At 66.5% G+C, this 21,712-nt stretch carries 19 protein-coding genes; 18 read left to right on the forward strand and 1 reads right to left on the reverse strand.

The window, feature by feature from the left end; all coding sequences use genetic code 11:
• The first annotated feature begins 195 nt into the window (after positions 1-195).
• Positions 196-552 carry an Rv2175c family DNA-binding protein gene (locus DQ353_RS00870; protein ID WP_181578184.1) on the forward strand — a complete coding sequence of 119 codons (357 nt, stop codon included), beginning with the start codon at positions 196-198 and terminating at the stop codon, positions 550-552.
• 115 nt (positions 553-667) lie between these two features.
• Here the strand turns inward: DQ353_RS00870 and DQ353_RS00875 are convergent, their stop codons facing one another.
• The gene (locus DQ353_RS00875; RefSeq protein ID WP_113761225.1) at positions 668-1,774 is read right to left on the reverse strand and encodes a polyprenyl synthetase family protein; all 1,107 of its coding nucleotides are present in this window, start codon (positions 1,772-1,774) and stop codon (positions 668-670) included.
• 99 nt (positions 1,775-1,873) lie between these two features.
• Here DQ353_RS00875 and dinB point away from each other — a divergent pair, with 99 nt between their 5' ends.
• From dinB to DQ353_RS00960, 17 genes are all read left to right on the forward strand, one after another.
• The gene (dinB, locus tag DQ353_RS00880) at positions 1,874-3,076 is read left to right on the forward strand and encodes a DNA polymerase IV (protein WP_113760912.1); all 1,203 of its coding nucleotides are present in this window, start codon (positions 1,874-1,876) and stop codon (positions 3,074-3,076) included.
• A 175-nt stretch (positions 3,077-3,251) separates the two neighbouring features.
• Entirely contained in the window at positions 3,252-3,629 is a 378-nt protein-coding gene (locus DQ353_RS00885; protein ID WP_113760913.1) for an SCO2097 family morphological protein, read from the forward strand.
• A 605-nt stretch (positions 3,630-4,234) separates the two neighbouring features.
• Positions 4,235-4,663 carry a division/cell wall cluster transcriptional repressor MraZ gene (mraZ, locus tag DQ353_RS00890; RefSeq protein WP_113761226.1) on the forward strand — a complete coding sequence of 143 codons (429 nt, stop codon included), beginning with the start codon at positions 4,235-4,237 and terminating at the stop codon, positions 4,661-4,663.
• 139 nt (positions 4,664-4,802) lie between these two features.
• A complete protein-coding gene (rsmH, locus tag DQ353_RS00895; RefSeq protein ID WP_113760914.1) occupies positions 4,803-5,831 on the forward strand; it encodes a 16S rRNA (cytosine(1402)-N(4))-methyltransferase RsmH in 1,029 nt (342 codons plus the stop codon).
• Positions 5,832-5,833: 2 nt separating this feature from the next.
• Positions 5,834-6,577, forward strand: a complete 744-nt coding sequence (gene ftsL / locus DQ353_RS00900; RefSeq protein WP_113760915.1) for a cell division protein FtsL — start codon at positions 5,834-5,836, stop codon at positions 6,575-6,577.
• A 75-nt stretch (positions 6,578-6,652) separates the two neighbouring features.
• Positions 6,653-8,482: a peptidoglycan D,D-transpeptidase FtsI family protein gene (locus tag DQ353_RS00905; protein ID WP_113760916.1), complete on the forward strand. Its 1,830-nt coding sequence runs from the start codon at positions 6,653-6,655 to the stop codon at positions 8,480-8,482.
• Positions 8,482-10,110 carry a UDP-N-acetylmuramoyl-L-alanyl-D-glutamate--2,6-diaminopimelate ligase gene (locus DQ353_RS00910; protein ID WP_113760917.1) on the forward strand — a complete coding sequence of 543 codons (1,629 nt, stop codon included), beginning with the start codon at positions 8,482-8,484 and terminating at the stop codon, positions 10,108-10,110. The genes DQ353_RS00905 and DQ353_RS00910 overlap by 1 nt, the downstream gene beginning before the upstream one ends.
• 13 nt (positions 10,111-10,123) lie before the next feature.
• Complete coding sequence (locus DQ353_RS00915) at positions 10,124-11,599, forward strand: UDP-N-acetylmuramoyl-tripeptide--D-alanyl-D-alanine ligase (protein WP_113760918.1); 1,476 nt, start codon at positions 10,124-10,126, stop codon at positions 11,597-11,599.
• Positions 11,596-12,699: a phospho-N-acetylmuramoyl-pentapeptide-transferase gene (gene mraY / locus DQ353_RS00920; RefSeq protein WP_113760919.1), complete on the forward strand. Its 1,104-nt coding sequence runs from the start codon at positions 11,596-11,598 to the stop codon at positions 12,697-12,699. The genes DQ353_RS00915 and mraY overlap by 4 nt, the downstream gene beginning before the upstream one ends.
• Positions 12,681-14,225 (forward strand): UDP-N-acetylmuramoyl-L-alanine--D-glutamate ligase, encoded by a 1,545-nt coding sequence (gene murD / locus DQ353_RS00925; RefSeq protein WP_113760920.1) that lies wholly within the window; start codon positions 12,681-12,683, stop codon positions 14,223-14,225. Before mraY ends, murD begins: the two co-directional genes overlap by 19 nt.
• A gap of 9 nt (positions 14,226-14,234) precedes the next feature.
• Positions 14,235-15,524: a putative lipid II flippase FtsW gene (gene ftsW, locus DQ353_RS00930; protein ID WP_113760921.1), complete on the forward strand. Its 1,290-nt coding sequence runs from the start codon at positions 14,235-14,237 to the stop codon at positions 15,522-15,524.
• 39 nt (positions 15,525-15,563) lie between these two features.
• Positions 15,564-16,691, forward strand: coding sequence for an undecaprenyldiphospho-muramoylpentapeptide beta-N-acetylglucosaminyltransferase (gene murG, locus DQ353_RS00935; protein ID WP_113760922.1), 1,128 nt, complete (start codon positions 15,564-15,566; stop codon positions 16,689-16,691).
• A gap of 5 nt (positions 16,692-16,696) precedes the next feature.
• A complete protein-coding gene (murC, locus tag DQ353_RS00940) occupies positions 16,697-18,097 on the forward strand; it encodes a UDP-N-acetylmuramate--L-alanine ligase (RefSeq protein ID WP_113760923.1) in 1,401 nt (466 codons plus the stop codon).
• Positions 18,097-18,852 carry a cell division protein FtsQ/DivIB gene (locus DQ353_RS00945; protein WP_113760924.1) on the forward strand — a complete coding sequence of 252 codons (756 nt, stop codon included), beginning with the start codon at positions 18,097-18,099 and terminating at the stop codon, positions 18,850-18,852. Before murC ends, DQ353_RS00945 begins: the two co-directional genes overlap by 1 nt.
• A gap of 199 nt (positions 18,853-19,051) precedes the next feature.
• On the forward strand, positions 19,052-20,221 hold the full coding sequence (gene ftsZ, locus DQ353_RS00950; protein ID WP_113760925.1) for a cell division protein FtsZ: 1,170 nt from the start codon (positions 19,052-19,054) through the stop codon (positions 20,219-20,221).
• Between the two features lie 38 nt (positions 20,222-20,259).
• Positions 20,260-21,003 (forward strand): purine nucleoside phosphorylase YfiH/LACC1 family protein, encoded by a 744-nt coding sequence (locus DQ353_RS00955; protein ID WP_113760926.1) that lies wholly within the window; start codon positions 20,260-20,262, stop codon positions 21,001-21,003.
• Positions 21,004-21,173: 170 nt separating this feature from the next.
• The gene (locus DQ353_RS00960; RefSeq protein ID WP_113760927.1) at positions 21,174-21,707 is read left to right on the forward strand and encodes a cell division protein SepF; all 534 of its coding nucleotides are present in this window, start codon (positions 21,174-21,176) and stop codon (positions 21,705-21,707) included.
• Positions 21,708-21,712: the final 5 nt, after the last annotated feature.

Consider the following 21,712-nt stretch of genomic DNA (forward strand, 5'->3'; position numbering starts at 1 on the left):
ATCCTTTAGGTTGGGGCAAGGACGAATCGTTCGGTCGCAAAAGAACGCACGTGGGTTGTGGCCCATGTGCGTGTTGTGACTCATGGTGCAGGTGTGACTAATGTGAATTTACACCACAGAGTGGAATTTGTGAAAGATCCCACGAAGAAAACATTCATATGGCCCCTGAACCATCCAAGGATGTGGCACGCTGGAATGGTGAGCAATCTTGAGAACCTAGTGGCCGACTGGCTGCCCCTGCCCGACCTTGCCGAAGCGCTGGACGTTTCCATCAAAAGGGTCCATAGCCTGATCGACGAACGCGCCATCATTGCCGTGCGCGTGGGCAAGCGAAACATCCGCAGCGTACCCGCCGCCTTCGTGCTGGACGGGGGTATTGTCGAGAGCCTCAAGGGCACCATCTCGGTGCTCGTTGACTCCGGCTACGAGGACGAGGAACTGCTGGTGTGGCTTTTCACCCCCGACGAATCCCTGAACGGCACGCCCATGGATGCACTGCGCGCCGGACGCAAGACCGAGATCCGCCGCCGCGCCCAGGCGTTGAGCTGGTAGCAGGCACCGTGTTGCACCTGCCCGGTGCATAGCCCCGAACTCGACCAAGAAGCGACGGCCCCCACCCGGATGATCCGGGGATGGGGGCCGTCGCTTTTCTCGTGCCTGCCTGCTCCTACGAGGTCCGGCGAATTGCCGCCAGGCCCAAGGTGCGCAGCCCGTGGCGTGCCAGCGGGGTGACGGTGAGCCGGTCCAGGGCGGCCAGGCCCTGCTCGGAGAGCTCGGCGATGGAGGCCTCGGTGGCCGCCAGCGCCCCGCACGACTCCAACAACGCACTCATGCGGGTGACCTCGTCCGCGCGCAGGTCGTCGGCACCCAGGCGCGACTGGATGAACTCCTGGTCCGCCGGCGAGGCAAGGGTCAGTGCGTGCGCGATGATCTCGGTGCGCTTGCCTTCGCGCAGGTCGTCGCCGGCCGGCTTGCCGGTGATCGCCGGATCGCCAAAGACGCCCAGGACGTCGTCGCGCAACTGGAAGGCCTCTCCCAGCGGCAGGGCAAACCGGGAATACTGCTCCAGCAGGTCTGACGAAGCCCCGGCCAGCGCGCCGCCGAGCAGCGTGGGATTTTCCACCGAGTACTTGGCTGACTTGTAGCGCACGATGGTGCGTGCGCGCTTGACCGCTTCGGCGGGCCCGTAGGCGGGCCCGGCAGACTCCTCCAGGACATCAAGGTATTGGCCGGCCATGACCTGCGCGCGCATGCGGTCAAAGATGGTGCGGGCCTCGGGCACCAGCGGCTGGATGGTGGCGAAGAGCTGCTCGCTCAGCGAAAGACACAGGTCCCCGGCGAGGATCGAGGCGGCCTCGCCAAAGCGCGAGGCGTCCCTGTGCCAGCCCGAGGCGCGGTGCAGGGACTCGAAGCGCCGGTGCATGCTGGGCTGGCCGCGGCGGGTGTCGGAGCGGTCGATGAGGTCGTCATGGATCAGGGCCGCGGCCTGGAAGAGTTCCAGTGCGGCGCCGGCCTGCACGATGTCGGTGGCCTGGGCATCGCCGCCGGCCCCCAGATACCCCCAGAAGGCAAACAGCGGACGCAGGCGCTTGCCGCCGCGTGTCAGCTCGTCGATCGCGGTGACGATTTCCGCCGCCGCCGGGGCGATGTCCGAGATGGCTTCATGTTGTTCTGCAAGGAATTCCGAGAGCAAGGTCTCGAGCCGTTCCGAGAAGTCTGCGGAGAGGTCCCGTGCCTTTTCGGGGTCGGAGGTGTCCGCAGCATAAAGTGTCATGATTCCCATCCATAGGTTGCGCAACGTGGTGTTTCCTTAACTCTAGCCGTGCGGTTGCCGCCCGCTGGATTGTCGGAGTCGTTGGCTAGACTTCACTGCATGGCCCAAGGCAAGGTGCGCGCGATATTGCATGTCGACATGGATGCCTTTTTCGTGTCCGTCGAGCTGCTCACGCGCCCCGAGCTGGCAGGGAAACAAGTGATTGTCGGTCATCCGGGGGAGCGCTCCGTGGTGCTCTCGGCGTCTTATGAATGCAGGGCACTGGGAGTGAAATCGGCCATGCCGATGGCCGTGGCCATGAGGATGGCCCCGCGCGCTGTGGTGATCCCGCCGACGCAGGGGCTGTATTCCGCCTACTCCGCCAGGATCATGGAGATTTTCCACCAGGTCACGCCGCTGGTGGAACAGCTCAGCGTGGACGAGGCCTTCCTGGACGTGACCGGAAGCATCCGGCGCCTGGGGCCTCCGGAGGAGATCGGCGAGATGATTCGCGCACGGCTGCGCACCGAACTGGGGTTGCCCGCAAGCGTGGGCATTGCCGCCTCGAAGTTCGTGGCCAAGGTGGCCTCCACCCGCGCCAAGCCCGATGGCATGTTGGTGATCCGCCCCGAGCAGACTTTGGCCTACCTGCACACCCTGCCGGTGGGTGCGCTGTGGGGCGTGGGGGCCAAAACCGCGTTGGTGCTGCGGGAGATGGGGATCACCACGGTGGCCCAGCTGGCCCAGACACCGCAGAACACACTCAGCCGCCGGCTGGGAGCCACTGGAATCCACCTGTACAACCTGGCCTGGGGGCGGGACGACCGGTCCGTGGAGACCGAGCGCGAGGAAAAAAGTATCGGCGCCGAGGAGACCTTCGCCATCGATATCTGGGATGACGAAGCATTGCGCCGCGAAATACTCCACCTTGGCCATCGCGTGGCCACGCGGCTGCGCGAGGCCGAAAAAGTGGCGGGCGTCGTGGCCCTGAAGCTGCGCTACAGCGATTTTTCGACGCTCTCGCGAAGCCGGACACTACCCTTTCCCAGCAACGCGGCCGGCGACCTGGTCTCGGCCGCGGAAGGACTTTTTGAGAAGCTTGGCCGGCGGCCCCAAGCCGTGCGCCTTGTGGGTATCCGGGCGGAGAGGCTGGCTGACGCCGGCGGCGGGATGCAATTGAGTATCGATCCGCGAGACGACAACTGGCGGCAAACCGAGGCAACGATGGATTTGATCCGTTCCAGGTTCCCGGCCGGGGCGCTTCGCCCGGCCTCACTGCTCGAACGTGGGCAAAGAGAGAAAAAACCGGACCAACCTTCTTGACACATTCGCCGTGAGTCTGCTGCGAGTTGAATCCTGACTACCTTATTAGCAAGATTCGGGACTATTCTGGAAGTAGAAGTTGGCTAGCCGTATCGGCCGGGAACATTGCCAAGGCGTATTACGTTCAAGTAGGTAAAGGCGAGAGCCGGGACCGTGAAGTGAAGGGGAAGAGACGATGCCACTTTCCGAGCATGAGCAACGTCTTCTGGAGCAGCTGGAAAAGCAGCTACATGAAGACCATCGCTTCGCGTCGACGATGAAATCCGCGTCGACGGCGGGGAACTACTCAACGCGCAATCTTGCCTTGGGTGCTTTGATCGGCATCGTGGGGCTTGGGGTGCTGATCTATGGCGTTTCAAGCCAACTGATCATCGTGGGCGTGTTGGGATTCATCATCATGTTTGGTGGCGTGTATCTGGCCCTTTCGCGCAAGGGCGGCTCCAAGAAGGGCAGCGTGCCCGGCGCGGGCAAGAACCCCCAGAAATCTGGATTCATGAGCGATCTCGAAAACAGGTGGGAACAGCGCAAGCGTGACGAGCACGGTTCCTCGTAGGACACTTCTGACCGGCGGCCCGGAGGCCTGACACTCCGCCGCCGCACACTCCAGCCAAGGCTCCGCAACATGTGCGGAGCCTTTGCCTTTTAAGGTCTGGACCCTCCGCTTGCGGGCATGCGGCCCATGCAGTCGGGATGGACCGCTGGCGCTCGCCCCCGGTCAGTCCCCGGCAGACAAGGCCCGCACCGCTCCGGGCGCGCGACACGGCGACGCGCCGAGTATGCCCAATCGCCGTAATTTTTATTCCGGCTGTGGATCCCACACGCGGGCGCGGGCTGCCCAATTCCCTCCACTTGCCCCCACCGCCGCCGGCACCTCCCCCTGCCTTACCGCGTCCGCGTTCTGAAGTCCCTTGTGAATCCGCGAATTTCCAGAACCGGTCATGTGCGTCCCGTCACACCTTGCTTTCTGGGAGTTTGGTCTGAATCCAAATCCCTCCACCTCGGCCACATGCCGGAATGCCGCGGAAAATCAACACTTTTCGTTCTCTTTTCATCTCAGAATGTCGAAATGGTCGTTGACAGTGGAGGCTTGTGGAGTAAAGTGGAGCGAAATAGAGGGGAATGGGGCAAGTTGCTTCTTTCAACCGGGAGGCGGTCTGTGTGTTCCTAGGAACGTATACACCGCGCCTGGACGAGAAGGGGCGATTAATCCTCCCGGCCAAATATCGTGACGAATTAGCCAATGGTTTGGTTCTGACTCGTGGCCAGGAGCGCTGCATCTACGTCTTTAGCCAGCGTGAATTCGAGAAGCAGCATGAGCAAATGAGCCAAGCTCCGATCTCCTCACGCCAAGCCAGGGACTATGCGCGTGTTTTCCTCTCCGGTGCTTCGGACGAATTGCCGGACAAGCAGGGACGGGTCACGATTCCGTCCATGCTTCGTTCATATGCGGGGCTGGACCGTGAGGTCACAGTGATCGGCGCGGGAAACCGGGTAGAGATTTGGGATTCCACAGCGTGGAATGCCTACCTCGAAGAACAGGAGAATGCGTTCTCCGAAACGGATGACGAAGTACTTCCGGGTTTCTAGGCACCATACGGTGACTGAAAACCGGCCAATGGCTTGGACGAGATCTCCAGCCGCCCGTGCCACGCACATCCTGGCTCCACTTCCCCGGAGCCAGGCTGGGCAGCAACGGGTCGGAGGGGGATCTGGTCTCAGCCAACAGATGAGGCACATTGCCCACGCGAAAGGGGGAGCGGTGAATATCGACGGCAACGCGGAGCGACCCGCCTCGGAACGCCACGTTCCAGTACTGCTCGATCGATGCGTAGGGCTTTTGGCACCTGGCATCGAAGCCGGAATCGCCGCACGGGGCCGTGCCGTGGTCGTTGACTGCACCCTGGGGATGGGCGGCCACTCGGAAGCCTTGCTCCGGCGCTTCCCGGATATCCACTTGATCGGCCTTGACCGCGACGAGCAGGCCTTGGCCCTCGCCGGTGCCCGGTTGGAACCCTTCGCGAACCGCACGGACCTAGTCCATGCGATCTACGACGAAATCGCCGATGTCGTCGAGGACCTTGGGTTCGACGGAATCGACGGTGTGCTCTTCGACCTCGGGGTTTCCTCCCTGCAGCTCGATGAGCGCGATCGTGGTTTCGCCTATTCCTATGACGCCCCGCTTGACATGCGCATGGATACCTCGCGCGGCCCCACGGCGGCAGACATCGTCAACCAGTACAGCGAAACCGAACTCGTGCGCATCATCCGTGCGTGGGGCGAAGAGAAGTTCGCCGGACGCATCGCCTCGGCAATCGTCGAGGCGCGCAAGGCCAAGCCCTTCAGCACCACCGAGGAACTGGTGACGGCCATCCGGTCGGTCGTCCCGGCCGCAGCGGCACGCACCGGTGGCCACCCGGCCAAGCGGACCTTCCAGGCGCTTCGCATCGAGGTCAACGAGGAACTGGACGTGCTTGATCGGGCCATACCCGCGGCCATGGGCGCCCTGCATGTCGGGGGACGGGTTGTGGTGATGAGCTACCACTCGCTGGAAGACAAGATCACCAAGCGGCACTTTGCCGCAGGATCCAAGTCATCGGCTCCGGCGGGTTTTCCCGTGGAGCTTGAAGAACACAAGGCGCAGTTCAAGGTCCTCACCCGAGGAACCGAGAAGCCAACCGACCAAGAAATCGCCGAAAACTCACGAGCAGCCTCAGCGAAGCTGCGAGCCGTGGAACGCATCCTGAAGAGGAACTGAGTATGAGCAACCGGACACCCAACCGCGTACGTTCTCGCGTTATCGAGCTACCCGCAACACAGGGTGCCAACGCGCTCAGCCATGCCCCGCAGCCCATACCGGCCTCGCGCCCGGAGGAGTCATCCGCCAAGCGCCGCACCACCCTCTCGGTGGTGCCCGCGCTCGGGGCCAAGCGGCGGGTTCCGTTCATCGTCTCCATCTTCGTCCTGGTCATCGCCTCGGTCGTGGCGGTGCTGCTGATCAACGTGTACATCGCCAACGGCCAGTACACCGCGGTGGACCTGCGTGGGCAGGAACGTTCGCTGTCCCAGGAAAACGAGGCCTTGCGCCAGGAAGCGCTGTACCTGGGATCCCCCCAGGTGGTTGCCAAGAAGGCAGCAGACCTGGGCATGGTCAAGCCCGGCGCACCCGCGGCCATCAACCTGGACACCGGCAAGGTCGCCGGGACCGCCACGGCGGCCGAAAAGCCCAGCGCCGAAAACAGGGCCAAGAGCGGGATCCTGCAGACCCCGGCCAAGCCCGCAACCACGACCGAGGCCAAGAGCAAGACCGCGGCAACGGACAAGGCCGCCGAACCGGAGGCCAAGGACACCGCCACCGAACCCCCGGTGGCCGCCGAGGTGCCGCCGAAGTCCACCGTCGCCCGGACCCCGGTGCCGGCAGACGGCTCGCGCCCCGACTTCTCCCCGGCCCAACTCAATGGCGGGACGATCCCCGCACCAAGCCTGAAGACCCCGGGACAGTAACACCCGCCCGGAACCGGGGCCGCACCGGGCCCCGATACGCACCACCACGCCCACCCGGTATGAGCTGAGGACCGAATGCCACAAAAATCCCCAACCACCGGAACGACCCACCTGCGACTGCGCATGGTGGTGGTGCTCTCCCTGGTGTTGCTGCTGCTCACCGGCGGACGGCTGTTCTTTGTCCAGTCGCTCAACGCCAAGGCAGTGGCCGCCGAAGCGGTGGACAATCGCACCCGCTTCCAGGAAACGCAACCCAGGCGCGGGCAAATTCTGGATTCCAAGGGCACGATCCTGGCCACCAGCGTAGATCGCTACGACCTGGTCATCGACCAGCGAAAGGTCGATGCCGACAAGCCCATCGTGCGCAAGAAGCTCTCCGGAGGCACCACCCGGGAATCGGTGGGCATCGAGCAGGCCGTGGGCGAGCTGGCACAGATCCTTGACCAGGACGTCGACACCGTGCGCACCGCGATCGTGGGCGATCCGGGGGCGAAGAAGAACGCCTACTCCGTGGTGGCCAAGGGAGTGACCCCCGAGGTCCGCAACTCGGTCATGGAACTGCGCATCCCCACGCTGACCGGACAGCTGCGCAGCGAGCGCCAGTACCCCAACGGGGTGGTGGCCGGACCCCTGCTCGGCTTCGTGATGAACACCGACGACCAGCAATCGCTCAAGGGCGCCGAGGGCCTGGAAATGAGCCAGGACAAGCGCCTGACCGGCACCGCCGGAACGCGGACCTACGAGGTCGGCGCCGACGGCGTGCGGATCCCGGTTGCCGAGACCACCGAGGTTCCCGCGGTCGACGGGCAGGACGTGAAACTGACCCTGGACGCGGACATCAACTTCATCGCCCAGGAAGAGGCGCTGAAGAAGCAAAAGCAGTTCAACGCCGAATGGGTCTCGGTGATCGTCAGCGAGGTCAAGACCGGACGGCTGATCGCCATCGGCGACTCCAACCAGCTTGACCCCAACGACCCCAGCGCCACAGAGGCCACGTTCCGCCGCTCGGCCTCCATCACCCAGGCCTTCGAGCCGGGATCCACCGGCAAGGTGCCGACCTTCGCCGCGGCCATCGAGGAGGGTGTGGTCAAGCCCACCGACGCCTTCAAGGTCCCCAACGCGTACACCATCAACAAGGAAACCATCAACGACTCGTTGAAGCACTCCACCTACGACATGACCGCAGCGGGCATCTTCGCCCGCTCGTACAACACCGGCACGGTCATGATCGGCAACAAGATGAGCAACGAGACCCGCTACAAGTACATGAAGAAGTTCGGGCTCGGCAAGGCCATCAACATCGGCCTGTCCGGGGCCAGCCAGGGCATCCTGGCCAAGCCGCAGGACTGGGAGCGGCGCCAGCAGTACGCGACCATGTTCGGCCAGGCCTACACCCAGACCGCGCTGCACACCGCCCAGATCACCCAGGCCGTCGCCAACGGCGGGGTGCGCATCGACCCCACGCTGATCGATTCCTACATCAACCCCGACGGCACCATCGAGAAGCCCGCGGCGCCCAAGTCCGAACGCGTCGTTTCCGCGAAGACCTCCAAGGAGATGCTGCGCATGATGGAGACTGTGGTTTTGGAGGGAACGGGCACTAAGATGGCTGTGTCCGGTTACCGCGTCGGCGGCAAGTCGGGCACCGGCCAGGCCGCCGGACCAAACGGCGGCTACGACGGCTACACCAACTCGTTCGCCGGGGTAGCCCCGCTGGACGACCCCCAGATCGCCGTCGTGGTCACCATGTACCGCCCCAAGGGAGACTGGAAGTCCTGGTCCGTGGGTGACACCTTCAGCGAAGTCATGGGCAAGACCCTGAACGCCTACAACGTTCCGCCGAGCAATTCGAAGCCCAACGGGTACGACGTGTTCATCGGATCCGAACAAAAGAAATCCTGGTAATGCCTGAAGCCCTCACACCCCGCGCGGCGGAAGCGCTGCTGCGTCCGCTGAAAAAACGCACCACCACCCTGCGAGCCATGCTCGAATACCTGCATGAAACCGGGCGGGGTGCAAACATCATCGGAAACGGCGAGGCGAAGGTCACCGGCATCTGCCTGGACTCCCGCGCCGTGCTGCCCGGGGACCTCTACGTCGCCGTGCCCGGGGCCCGCTTCCACGGGGCGCAATTTGCCGCCGCCGCCGCGCAGGCCGGTGCCGCCGCGGTCCTCACCGACATCGAGGGCGAAGCCGCCGCCTCGGCGTTGGGCCTGCCGGTGCTGCTGGCCGGGGATGTGCGCGAGGTCGTCGGGGAACTGGCCGCGCTCGTCTACGGGACCGACGAGGACTGTCCCGAGCTGTTCGGGCTGACCGGAACCAACGGGAAGACCACCACCAGCTACATGATCCGCTCGGTGCTCCGGGCACTGGGCCGGGAAACCGGACTGGTGGGCACCATCGAGATATCCGCCGGGCAGACCCCGATCCCCAGCATCCTCACCACCCCCGAGGCCCCGCAGCTGCACGGCCTGATGGCCCGCATGCGGGAACTGGGAGTCACCTCCGCCACCATGGAGGTTTCCTCCCATTCCCTGTCCTACCGGCGGGTCGACGGCCTGCGCTTCGCGGTCTCCGGCTTCACCAACCTCACCCAGGACCACCTGGATCTGCATGGCAGCATGCAGGAATACTTTGCGACCAAGGCCGCGCTCTTCGACCTGGAACGCAGCGACCTGGCTGTTCTCACCGTGGATGACGAGTGGGGGCGTGCCATGGCCGCCCAGGCCACGGCCGAGGTCTGGACCCTGGCCACCACCGGCACCGGCACCGACGCGGACTGGGTCGTGGTCAACGTGCTCCCGGCCGGCCTGGGGCACCGCTTCGAGCTGCACGGCCCCGAGGAACAGGTGATCACCGCGGTCACCGGCCTGCCGGGGGACTTCAACGTCTCCAACGCCGCATTGGCCGTGGTGATGGTCCTGGCCTCCGGGGTCGAATTGGGGCAGCTGCAGGCAGCCCTGGATGCCGCCAACCCGCTGACCGTCCAGGTGCCCGGCCGGATGCAGGTCATCGCCGAATCCCCGGCCGCAATCGTCGACTTTGCCCACAACCCCGACGCCCTGGCCAGGGCCCTGGGATCGGTGCGCTCCACCGAACCAGGTTCCAAGGTCATCGTGGTCTTCGGGGCCACCGGCGAACGCGACGCGACCAAGCGCCCGATCATGGGCGCAGTGGCCGCCAGACACGCGGACGTGGTCATTGTCACTGACGACGACCCGCACTCCGAGGACCCGGCCCGGATCCGCGAAGCGGTGGCCGCCGGCGCGCGGGCCGAGATCCTCGCCAACGGGCTTGGATCCGAGGTCCACGAGATCCATCCGCGGGCGGCCGCAATTGCCGCCGCGGCGGCGATGGCGGGGATACACGACACCATTCTGGTCGCCGGACGCGGCCACGAGGTCTTCCAGGAAGTCATGGGCGTGAACCTGGAACTCGACGACCGGCGGGAGCTGCGCCGGGCATTGCTCGCCAACGGCTTCCACCCCCTGGAACCGGCTTCCGATTCCTTCGATCCCGCGGATGAAGGGTAAAGTCCTACTTGCCATGATTGAACTACTTTCCGCCGAAATCGCCGAAATCACCGGCGGGCGACTCACCTCCTCGGCCAGCGCCGACACACCCGTCCTCGGGGTCGACACCGACTCGCGTGCCTGTGAAACCGGATGGCTCTTCGTGGCCAAGCCGGGGGAGTCCTCCGACGGACACCACTTCATCGACGCCGCCCTCAAGCAGGGTGCGGTGCTGGCCCTGGCCGAGCGCGAAACCTTCGGGCCGGACGGCACCGTCCACCCGGCGATCATCGTCCCCGACGCCGTGCTGGCCATGGGACGGATCGCCGCGGCCATCGTGGCACGCCTCAGGGCCGCCAACGGGCTGCGCGTGGTGGGCATCACCGGTTCGGCCGGCAAGACCACCACCAAGGACCTGCTCGCCGCGCTGCTGGGCGAACTCGGACCGACCGTTGCCCCGGTGGGCTCCTACAACGGCGAGGTCGGCGTCCCGCTGACCGTCTTCCGGGCCACCGCCGAAACCAGGTACCTGATCGTGGAGATGGGTGCCACCGGCATCGGCCACATCACCTACCTCACCGACATGGTCCACCCCGAGGTCGGGGTCGTCCTGGGCGTCGGCTCGGCCCACGCCGGGGAATTCGGCGGAGTCGAGAACATCGCCAAGGCCAAGGGCGAAATGGTCGAGGCACTGCCAGCCACCGGGCTCGCGGTGCTGAACCACGACGACAACCTGGTCGCGGCCATGCACACCCGCACCACCGCGCCGGTGCTGCCCTTCGGGGTCCAGCGGAGCGCGCAGGACGCCGCCGGCGTCTGGGCCCGGGACCTTGAGGTCGACGAACACGGCCACCCCGTCTTCACCCTCGTGGCCGCCGATGCCACCGAGCACCCGATCGCCTCCGGGCTCATCGGGCGCCACCACGTGGCCAACCTGCTTGCCGCCGCGGCCGTGGCCGAATACCTTGGCCTGGCCCCGGCGAGGATCGCCGCGGTGTTGCAGGGCCTGGGCCCGACCAGCCGCTGGCGCATGGAACGCATCGAACGCCCCGACGGGGTGAGCATCATCAACGACGCCTACAACGCCAACCCGGACTCCATGCGTGCCGCCCTGGTCACCCTGGCCGAACTCGGCCTGCCCAACGCGGCCGGCCAGGCCCGCCGCACCTGGGCGGTACTGGGGGAGATGCTCGAACTGGGCTCCGACTCCATCCACGAACACGATCTCCTGGGCCGCGCCGCGGTGCGCATGAACATCAAGAAACTCCTGGTCGTGGGAATCGGCGCCAAGGCGGCCTACAACTCCGCCGTGCTCGAGGGCAGCTGGGGCGACGAGGCGTACTACGCCGAGGACGCCAAGGCCGCCACCCGCATCCTGAACGAAAACCTGCTCCCGGGGGACATCGTGCTGTTCAAGTCCTCCAACGGCGCGGGCCTGCGGCACCTGGGCGACCAGATTGCCGGAACCAACAACGGCGCACCCGCCGCAAAGGAGGGCACCGCACTGTGATTGCTCTAATCATGGGATCAGGCATCGCCTTGATCTTCACGATGGTCACCATGCCATTGTTCATCCGCATGCTCAAGCGCCGGCAATACGGCCAGGTGGTCCGCGACGACGGACCGACCTCGCACGCCACCAAGTCCGGCACCCCCACCATGGGCGGGGTCGTGATCATCGCCGCGGTGGTCCTCAGCTACTTCGCCACCCACGGTCTGCTGTCCCTGATGGGCCGGCCCTCGTCGGGGGTGACTTCCAGCGGGCTGCTGCTGCTGCTGCTCTTTGGCGGGATGGGCGTGGTCGGGTTCCTCGACGACTTCATCAAGATCGCCAAGAAACGCTCGCTGGGCCTGCGTGCCTGGGAAAAGATCGTGCTCCAGGCGGCAGTGGGCATCGGCTTCGCCGTGCTGGCGCTGAACTTCCCCAACGAGAAGGGGCTGACCCCGGCCTCGACCGCGATCTCCTTCCTGCGCGACACCAATATCGATCTGGCCTTCGCCGGCCCGGTCCTGGGGCTGGTGCTGTTCGTGGTCTGGTCCAACCTGATCGTCACCGCCGCCACCAACGGCGTGAACCTCACCGACGGCCTGGACGGGCTGGCCACCGGCGTGTCCATCATGGTCTTCGGCGCGTACACCATCATCGGGATCTGGCAGCAGAACCAGGCCTGTGCCCTGCACGAGGCAGCCAACGTCTGCTACACCGTGCGCGACCCCATGGACCTGGCACTGCTCGGCGCGATCCTCTGCGGCGCGTTGATCGGGTTCCTCTGGTGGAACGCGAAGCCGGCAAAGATCTTCATGGGCGACACCGGGTCGCTGGCCATCGGCGGCGCCGTGGCGGCCTTCGCCATCCTCTCCCGCACCCAGGTCCTGCTGGTCGTGCTGGCCGGGCTGTTCGTGATGGTCACCCTCTCGGTGATCATCCAGGTCGGGTTCTTCAAGCTCTCGGGCGGCAAGCGCGTGTTCAAGATGGCGCCGCTGCAGCACCACTTCGAGCTCTCCGGCTGGGCCGAGGAGAACGTGGTGGTCCGCTTCTGGATCCTCGGCGGGCTCTTCGTGGCCGCCGGACTGGGCATCTTCTACTCCGAATGGGTCGTTGGACTGTGACACCTGCCAATCTTGGGAACCTGGTCCGCTGGGAATCGGACTGGGCGGGGCTGCGCGTGGTCGTGGCGGGCCTGGGCCTTTCCGGCTTCTCCGCCGCCGACACGCTGATCGAACTCGGCGCCAAGGTCGTGGTCATCGACGGTGCCGACACCGAGGTGAACCGCTCGCGCGCCGAGACCCTGAAGATCGTCGGGGCCACCGACGTGCTGCTGGGCGCCGCACACACCGACGCGCTGCCGCTCATCGACGGGGCGGCCCCGCAGCTGCTCATCGCCTCCCCGGGCTGGAACCCGCGCCAACCCATGCTCGCCGCGGCCGCCGAAGCCGGGATCGAGATCTGGGGGGACGTGGAACTGGCCTGGCGCGTGCGCGAAAAGGAGGGCCGCAAGCTCGCCGAATGGGTGGTCATCACCGGGACCAACGGCAAGACCACCACGGTGGGGATGGCCGAGGCGATCTTCAAGGCCGCCGGGCTGCGCGCGATCGCCGCCGGCAACGTCGGCACCCCGATCCTGGACGCGATCCGGGACCCGGAGGGCTTCGACGTGATCGCCGTGGAGCTCTCCTCCTTCCAGCTGCACTTCACCCACACCATCTCCCCGCTGGCCTCCGTGGTGCTGAACATCGCCGAGGACCACGTGGACTGGCACGGCGGATTCGAGAACTACAAGGCCGACAAGGCCAAGATCTACGAGCGCACCCGGGTCGCGGCGATCTACAACGCCGAGGAGCGCGTCGTGGAGGCCATGGTCGAGAACGCCGACGTGATCGAGGGCTGCCGCGCCATCGGCTTCACCACCGGGGTCCCGTCGGTGAGCATGGTCGGGGTGGTCGAGGACCTCTTGGTGGACCGCGCCTTCCTGGAGGACCGCAGGAACTCGGCGGCCGAACTCATCGCGCTGAAGGACATCGGCGAGGTCGTACCCCGGCACACCGCCGCCAACGCCGCGGCCGCTGCCGCGCTGGCCCGCGCCTACGGGGTCGAACCCGCCGCGGTGGCCAGGGGCCTGGCCGGCTTCGACGCGGGGGACCACCGCATCCAGGCCGTGGCCCGCCGCGACGACGTGCTGTGGATCAACGATTCCAAGGCCACCAACCCGCACGCCGCCAACGCCTCGCTGGGCGCCTTCACCTCGGTCATCTGGATCGCGGGCGGCCTGTCCAAGGGCGTGGAATACGACGAACTGGTCTCGGCACACGCCGCGCGGCTCAAGGCGGTGGTGCTGATCGGCACCGACACCGCCGGGCTGCGCGAAGCCCTTGAACGACACGCACCACTGGTGCCGGTGATTGGGCCCGGGGTGCGCAAAACTGAACGGGAGAGCGCAGCAGGAACCACCGGCTCGGCAGCCGGCTGGGCCGTGATGGCCCAGGCCGTCAAGGAGGCGGCCGGGATCGCCGAGCCCGGGGACACCGTGCTCATGGCACCTGCAGCCGCCTCAATGGACCAATTCACCTCATACGCACAACGCGGCAATGCCTTCATCGACGCGGTCCGTGCGCTCATGGGGGAGACAAGCAAGTAAGGAGCCACCGTGAGCGGCAATTCCCGGACCCCACGCGGCAAGGGCGCCAAGTCAGGCACCCCGGGCCCGGCGCGTGGCCGGGGACGGGAACCACGCGGGCCCTCCGCCTGGTTCACCCGCCTCGAGGACCCCTCGCTGCGTGGCGCCCAGATCAACTACTACGTCGTGCTGGGCACCACGTTGGCGCTGACCTTCATGGGCCTGATCATGGTGCTTTCCTCCTCTTCGGTGGAGGCCATCGCCCGGAACAAATCGGCCTTCGGCGACTTCTCCCGGCAGTCGATGTGGGCGATCCTCGGGGTCGCGGCCATGGTCGGCATGCAGATGCTGCCGCTGCGGACCCTCAAGAAGCTGGCCTGGCCGGCGCTGGGCGTCGCCGCGGTGCTGCTGCTGGCCGTGCTGGCCTTCGGCACGGAGATCTACGGCAACAAGAACTGGATCTACATCGGTTCCTTCTCCATCCAGCCCTCGGAGTTCGCCAAGGTCGCCCTGGCCCTGTGGGGCGCATGGGTGGTCGAACGCAAGGCCAACCTGATGGACCACTGGAAACACGCCGTCATCCCGCTGCTGGTGCCCTTCGGGCTGCTGGTGGTCGGGCTGGTGCTGCTGGGCCACGACCTGGGCACAGCGCTGATCCTGCTGCTGATCCTGGCCGTGGTGATGTTCGTCGGCGGCGCCAAGGCCAGGCTCTTCGTGCTGGCAGGACTGCTGGGCGTGGTGGGGATCCTGGTCATGGTGCTGGTGGCGCCCAACCGCATGGGCCGCATCCTGGCCTGGCTGGGCATTGCCTGCGGGGACCTGAACGACTACTGCTACCAGGCCCAGCAGGGGCTGTTCGCCCTGGCTTCCGGAGGCTGGTTCGGCGTCGGGCTCGGCCAGTCCCGGCAGAAGTGGTCCCACATCCCCGAGGCGCAGAACGACTTCATCTTCGCGGTGCTCGGCGAGGAACTGGGCCTGCTGGGCACCATTTTCGTGATCGTGCTCTATGCGATGCTGGCGGTGGCCATGTACCGGATTGCGGTGCGTACCGGGACCATCTTCGGGCGGGTGGCCATCAGCGGCATCATGGCCTGGCTCATCGGGCAGGCGTTCATCAACATCGGGATGGTCACCGGCCTGCTCCCGGTGATCGGCGTCCCGCTTCCCTTCATCTCCTCCGGCGGCTCGGCCCTGCTTGCCGCATTCCTGGGCGTCGGGGTGGTACTGTCCTTTGCCCGGGAACAACGCGTTCGGCTGCAGCCGGCCGGAACCCCGCGCGGGCTGGCGGCCCTGCTGGCCAGGGCGCGGGCCGAACGCTGAAACCACTTCCCACACCTTCGAAAGCAGCACACCTTGCCCATGACTGACACCTTTGCCGTGGTGGTCGCCGGCGGCGGCACGGCCGGACACATCACCCCCATGATCGCGATCGCCGACGCCCTGCGCCTGGCGGATCCGGACACCGCCGTCACCGCGGTGGGAACCGCCGACGGCCTGGAAACCAGGCTGGTCCCCGAGGCCGGCTACGAGCTGCGCACCATCGCCAAGGTGCCCATGCCGCGACGTCCCTCCCTGGACCTGCTCAAGCTGCCCTTCCGCTTCATGGCCGCGATCAAGGCCGCCGGGAAGATCCTGGATGACACCGGTGCCCGGGCCGTGCTCGGGGTTGGCGGCTACGTGTGCACCCCGGTGTACCTCGCGGCACGCAAGCGCAAGCTGCCGATCTTCATCCACGAGGCCAACGCCCGGGCCGGGCTGGCCAACAAGGTCGGTGCCCGCTACGCCGCCGGCATCGGGACCGCATTCAGCGGCACCGGGCTGCCCGGTGCCAAGGTCGTTGGCATGCCGATGCGCGGCTTCGTGGCCACCATGGACCGCGACGCGCAGCGCGATGCGGCCCGTGCGGCCCTGGGCTTCACCGGGGACGCACCGGCATTGGTGGTCACCGGGGGCTCCTCCGGGGCCGCCTCGATCAACGCCACCATCGCCGCGTCGCTGCCGCTGCTGGCGCGCGCCGGGGTGCAGGTGCTGCACATCACCGGCCGCGGCAAGGCGGTGCTCGATGCCGCGGGCGAGCCGTTGGCCGCCGAGGGGTACCGGCAGGTCGAGTACGTGGACTCCATGGACCAGGCCTACGCCGCCGCCGACCTGATCGTCGCCCGCTCGGGTGCCGGCACGGTGTGCGAGCTCGCGGTGGCCGGGACCCCCTCGGTGCTGGTCCCGCTGCCCATCGGCAACGGGGAGCAGCGCCTGAACGCCGCGGACCTGGTCGCCGCCGGGGGAGCGCTGCTGGTGGAGGACGCGCAGTTCACCACCTCGTACCTGGCCAACACGCTGCTGCCGCTGCTGGCCGACGCCGACGCGTTGGCCGCCATGGGGGCTGCCGCCAAGACGCAGGGCAAGGCCGAAGCGGCCGCGGTCATGGCAGCGATGATCCGCCAGGGCCTGGGCCGCACGACGCCGCCACCAACCACCACGGGAAGCTAAGGGACATGCAGGAACTACATACACTCGAGAACCTCGGCAACGTCCACCTGATGGGCATCGGCGGCGTCGGGGTCTCCGCGGTGGCCAGGTTGATGCTGGCCCGCGGCCTGAACGTCTCGGGAACCGACGCCAAGGAGCTGCCGGTCCTGGACGACCTGCGCGACGCCGGGGCGCGGATCTGCGTGGGCTACGCCGCCGAGAACCTTGGCGACGCCGACACCGTGGTCATCTCCTCGATCATCAAGGCCGGGAACCCGGAGTACGACGAGGCGGTGGCCCGCGGGCTGCGCATCCTGCACCGATCCCAGGGCCTGGCCGCCACCATGGAGGGGCACCGGGTCATCACCGTGGCCGGCACCCACGGAAAGACCACCACGACCTCGCTGATCGCCTTCATGCTGCGCGAGGCCGGGATCTCCCCGACCTTCGCCGTCGGGGCGAACATCGGCTCGCTGGGGTTCAACGCCGAGTACGGGCAGGGCCGGGTGTTCGTGGCCGAGGCCGACGAATCCGATGCCTCGTTCCTGAACTACTCCCCGGACGTCGCGGTGATCACCAACATCGAGGCCGACCACCTGGACCACTACGGTTCCGTGGAGGCCGTGCACCAGGCGTTTTACGATTTCGCGTCCCTGCTGCCCGATGGCGGGCTGCTGATCTGCTGCGCCGACGACCCCGGATCTCTGGCCCTGGCCGTGCGGATGCGCCGCGAGCGCCCGGACCTGCGGGTGCAGACCTACGGCTTCTCCGAGGATGCCGACCGCCGCCTGGCCGATGCACACCCGCGCGGACAGCGTTTCGCCTGCACCCTGGAATGGGGTGCCGGGGAATCCGCCGAGCTGGAGCTTGCCCTGCCGGGGAACCACAACCTGCTCAACGCCGCCGCGGGCTTCGCCGTGGGCCTGGACTGCGGGCTGGATCCCGAGGTCGCGGTGGCCGGGCTCGGCGCCTTCACCGGCGCGGCGCGCCGCTTCGACTTCCGCGGCGAGGCCGCCGGGGTGCGGGTCTATGACGACTACGCCCACCACCCCACCGAGGTGCTGGCGGCGCTGCGTGCTGCCCGTGCCGTGGCCGGCGACGGGGCGGTCCACGTGTTGTTCCAGCCGCACCTGTTCTCCCGCACCAGGGAATTCCACCGTGAGTTCGCCGCTGCGCTCTCGCTGGCCGATTCGGCGTACGTGCTGGAGATCTACCCGGCGCGCGAAAGCCCGATTCCCGGGGTGACCAGCGAATTGGTGACCCGCGAGCTGAACACCGCAGGCGGGCTGGTGTCCATGGGCCAGGCCGCCGGGGTGCTGGCCGCGGCCGCGAAGGCCGGGGACGTTGTGATGACCATCGGTGCCGGGGACGTCACCGAGCAGGGCAGCGCCATCCTGGCCGCCCTGGAAGAACGCCCGGGCAGCTGATGCGGGGCAACACCGGGTCGAGGCCGGGGGATTCGAACGTCTTGGACCTGCCGCAGGACCCCGCGGTGCGTGCCCGGAAACGCTGGCTCATCGGCGGAGCGGTGGTTGCCGCGCTGGTCGTGGCCCTGGTGCTGGTGCTGACGTTTTCCCCGATCCTGGCCATCAGGTCGATCACCGTCTCGGGCAACGAGCTGGTCAGCGAGAAGAAGATCCAGCAGGCCCTCGAGCCGCTGCACGGGGTCCCGCTCTCGCGGGTCGGGACCGGGACCGTCATGGAGCTGCTGGCGGGGGAGCCGGCGGTGAAGGACGCGATCGTGCAGGCCGAGGCGAACAACACGCTGCAGGTCCAGATCGTGGAATTCGTTCCGGTGGCGGTGCTGCTCGAGGGCAAGCAGCGTTCGCTGGTGGGCCCCGACGGGCAGCTCTTGGCGAAGCTGGGAGCCAAGGACAAACAGAAGCTTCCGACCATCCGCTCCTCGAAAGTGACCAAGGATCCCAAGGTGTTTTCGATGCTCACGCGGGTTCTCTCAGAACTACCGGATAAGCTGTTGGCGACCGTGGATCATGCAACGGCCACCAGCAAGGACTTTGTCGAGCTCAAGCTCAACGACGGGACACTGGTGATTTGGGGCAACGACCAGGATTCGGCGCTCAAGACAAAGGTTCTTGAAGCACTTCTGGGGGCCCCGAAGGACAAGAAGGCACCGATCAAGGTGTACGACATTTCCAGCCCGCAGCACCCGGTGGCCCGTTAACGGCCCGCCAAAGGCGTAATTACAAGAAAAAACAACGACTTAGGGGCGACACGCTGCCTTGGTCGTTGCATGTACGAACCACGAAACATAGCGTTTTAACAGCGGTTGCTTGACATAACTATAACCTTCGAGTTGAGGGTTAACGTTGGTCCGGTTGAGCTTCCTCGGTCAGCAGCACATCGAACAAGGGAATCAGGACGTGGCAGCTCCACAGAACTACCTCGCCGTCATCAAGGTCGTCGGCATCGGCGGTGGCGGCGTCAACGCCGTCAACCGCATGATCGAAGTTGGCCTGCGAGGCGTCGAATTTATTGCAATCAACACGGATGCGCAGGCATTGCTCATGAGCGATGCCGACGTCAAGCTCGATGTGGGCCGCGAACTCACCCGTGGCCTGGGCGCCGGCGCCAACCCCGACGTGGGGCGCCAGGCAGCCGAGGACCACGCGGAGGAAATCGAGGAAGTGCTGCGCGGGGCCGACATGGTCTTCGTGACCGCCGGCGAAGGCGGCGGCACCGGCACCGGTGGCGCACCCGTCATCGCCCGCATCGCCCGCGGACTCGGCGCGCTGACCATTGGCGTGGTCACCCGTCCGTTCACCTTCGAGGGCCGCCGCCGCGCCACCAGCGCCGACAACGGCATCGAGGCGCTGCGCGACGAGGTCGACACCCTCATCGTCATCCCCAACGACCGGCTGCTCTCGATCTCCGACCGCAACGTCTCGGTCCTGGACGCATTCCGCCAGGCCGACCAGGTGCTGCTTTCCGGCGTCCAGGGCATCACCGACCTGATCACCACCCCGGGCCTGATCAACCTCGACTTCGCCGACGTCAAGTCGGTCATGCAGGGAGCAGGCTCGGCACTCATGGGCATCGGCTCGGCACGCGGCGAGGATCGCGCGGTCAAGGCCGCCGAGCTCGCCATCGCCTCCCCGCTGCTGGAAGCCTCCATCGACGGCGCCCACGGCGTCCTGCTGTCCATCCAGGGCGGCTCGGACCTCGGCCTGTTCGAGATCAACGAGGCCGCACGCCTCGTCCAGGAAGTCGCACACCCGGAAGCCAACATCATCTTCGGTGCCGTCATCGACGACGCCCTGGGAGACGAGGCACGCGTGACTGTGATCGCCGCCGGCTTCGACCAGGTCGACGCCACCAGCGCCCCGCAGACCCTGCAGCCCGCGGTCCGCAACGCCCCCGCGGCCCCGGCAGCGGCACCCGCGGCCCCCGCGGCGGCGCCGGCGACGGCGCGCGAGGAAGTTCGCGCGGCGGTTGCCACGGCCGAGCCGGGCTTCGAGGAACTCCCTGCCATCGTTGAGCCGGATCTCTCGGCCACCAACGACGACCTGGATGTCCCCGACTTCCTGAAGTAGGCGGGAAACCGCCGGAGAGGGATCCTTCAAGGCCCACCATGTTGCGATACCAATCGATGCTCGCCCCGAGCGTGCACATTGCATTCACTTCCGTGGCCGAAGGAAACCTTGCCTTCCACGTTCCGGATGATCGCGACGCCGTGCTGCTGCGGCGTCGCGATCTGGAACGGGACCTGGGCCTGGGCCCGAAGCGGTTCAGCTACATGGACCAGATCCACTCGGCCACGGTGCTCGAGGTGCCCGAGGATTCCCGGGACGCCGCGATCCCCACCTGCGACGCCTTGCTCAGCGGGAACGCCGCGGCGCCGCTGGCCGTGATGGTCGCCGACTGCGTTCCGGTGGTCTTCGTCGGAACCGGGGAGCACGGCGCGCTCAGCGCCGTCGCACACGCCGGACGCCGCGGACTGCTCGATGGCATCCTGGGCGCCACCGCCGAACGCTTGCGTGCGGCCGGTGCCCGGCAGATCGAGGCCTGGATCGGGCCGGCCATCTGCGGCGCCTGCTACGAGGTTCCCGAGGCCATGGCCGCCGAGGCTTGTGAACAACGCCCCGGGATCGGATCGAGAACCCGCCAGGGAACAGCCGGGCTGGACCTGCCGCATGCCGCGGCGACCGAACTGCGAGACCTTGGCATCAGGGTCACCGAATCGGGGATCTGCACCCTGGAGGACGAGGACTACTTCTCCTACCGCAGGGATCCCGGCACCGGACGGCTGGCCGGACTGGTGTGGGACACGGCCGACCCGGGCTCGCCGGGAATCGAACCGGGCTCCCGGTGCTAGGCCGCGGACCGACAGCCAAGCACCACCTTGCGCGGCCACCGCGGGGCGACACACCGCGCAAATCGCCCCAATGTCCTCCGGCACCGCCAAATGGTGCTGTAGCGTCTAGTTAGCGGAGAGACTTGCGGTTCGGTAAACCGCCGACCGCGCACGATTAAAAGGAGAAGACCATGGCTGGCGCATTGCGCAAGACAATGATCTACCTGGGACTCGCCGAGGGTGACGAGAACTTCGAGGCTGAGAAGCACGACATTGAAGCGCGTGAAGAAGTGCGCGTTGTCGAGCCTGTCCGCGAAGAGCCGGTTGCCGCACAGCCTGCTCCGGTAGCACCAGTGGCACCCCGCCCTGCCATCGAAAACGAATACCGGGCTCCGGTAACACCCATCAAGCGCGCACCTTCTGCTCGGGACGAGGACTCTTCATTGCGTCAGATCACCACCGTTCATCCACGTTCTTACAATGATGCAAAAATCATTGGCGAGAACTTCCGTGATGGCATCCCCGTCATCATGAACGTCACGGACATGGGTGAAGCGGACGCCAAGCGCCTGGTTGATTTCTCCGCGGGGCTGGTATTTGCCCTGCACGGCAGCATCGAGCGGGTCACCAACAAGGTGTTCCTGCTTTCACCCTCCACGGTCGAGGTCCTGGGTGAGGACAAGAAGCAGTCCGAAGACCAGGCCACGTTTTTCAACCAGAGCTAAGCCCA

Source organism: Arthrobacter sp. AQ5-05 (assembly GCF_003287975.1).
In the GTDB taxonomy this organism is placed as follows: Bacteria; Actinomycetota; Actinomycetes; order Actinomycetales; family Micrococcaceae; genus Paeniglutamicibacter.

Coding starts and splice junctions, on each gene's coding strand:
- DQ353_RS00870 (WP_181578184.1), top strand. CDS start 196: ATGGTGAGCAATCTTGAGAACCTAGTGGCCGACTGGCTGCCCCTGCCC.
- DQ353_RS00875 (WP_113761225.1), bottom strand. CDS start 1,774: ATGACACTTTATGCTGCGGACACCTCCGACCCCGAAAAGGCACGGGAC.
- dinB (WP_113760912.1), top strand. CDS start 1,874: ATGGCCCAAGGCAAGGTGCGCGCGATATTGCATGTCGACATGGATGCC.
- DQ353_RS00885 (WP_113760913.1), top strand. CDS start 3,252: ATGCCACTTTCCGAGCATGAGCAACGTCTTCTGGAGCAGCTGGAAAAG.
- rsmH (WP_113760914.1), top strand. CDS start 4,803: ATGAGGCACATTGCCCACGCGAAAGGGGGAGCGGTGAATATCGACGGC.
- ftsL (WP_113760915.1), top strand. CDS start 5,834: ATGAGCAACCGGACACCCAACCGCGTACGTTCTCGCGTTATCGAGCTA.
- DQ353_RS00905 (WP_113760916.1), top strand. CDS start 6,653: ATGCCACAAAAATCCCCAACCACCGGAACGACCCACCTGCGACTGCGC.
- DQ353_RS00910 (WP_113760917.1), top strand. CDS start 8,482: ATGCCTGAAGCCCTCACACCCCGCGCGGCGGAAGCGCTGCTGCGTCCG.
- DQ353_RS00915 (WP_113760918.1), top strand. CDS start 10,124: ATGATTGAACTACTTTCCGCCGAAATCGCCGAAATCACCGGCGGGCGA.
- murD (WP_113760920.1), top strand. CDS start 12,681: ATGGGTCGTTGGACTGTGACACCTGCCAATCTTGGGAACCTGGTCCGC.
- murG (WP_113760922.1), top strand. CDS start 15,564: ATGACTGACACCTTTGCCGTGGTGGTCGCCGGCGGCGGCACGGCCGGA.
- murC (WP_113760923.1), top strand. CDS start 16,697: ATGCAGGAACTACATACACTCGAGAACCTCGGCAACGTCCACCTGATG.
- DQ353_RS00945 (WP_113760924.1), top strand. CDS start 18,097: ATGCGGGGCAACACCGGGTCGAGGCCGGGGGATTCGAACGTCTTGGAC.
- DQ353_RS00955 (WP_113760926.1), top strand. CDS start 20,260: ATGTTGCGATACCAATCGATGCTCGCCCCGAGCGTGCACATTGCATTC.
- DQ353_RS00960 (WP_113760927.1), top strand. CDS start 21,174: ATGGCTGGCGCATTGCGCAAGACAATGATCTACCTGGGACTCGCCGAG.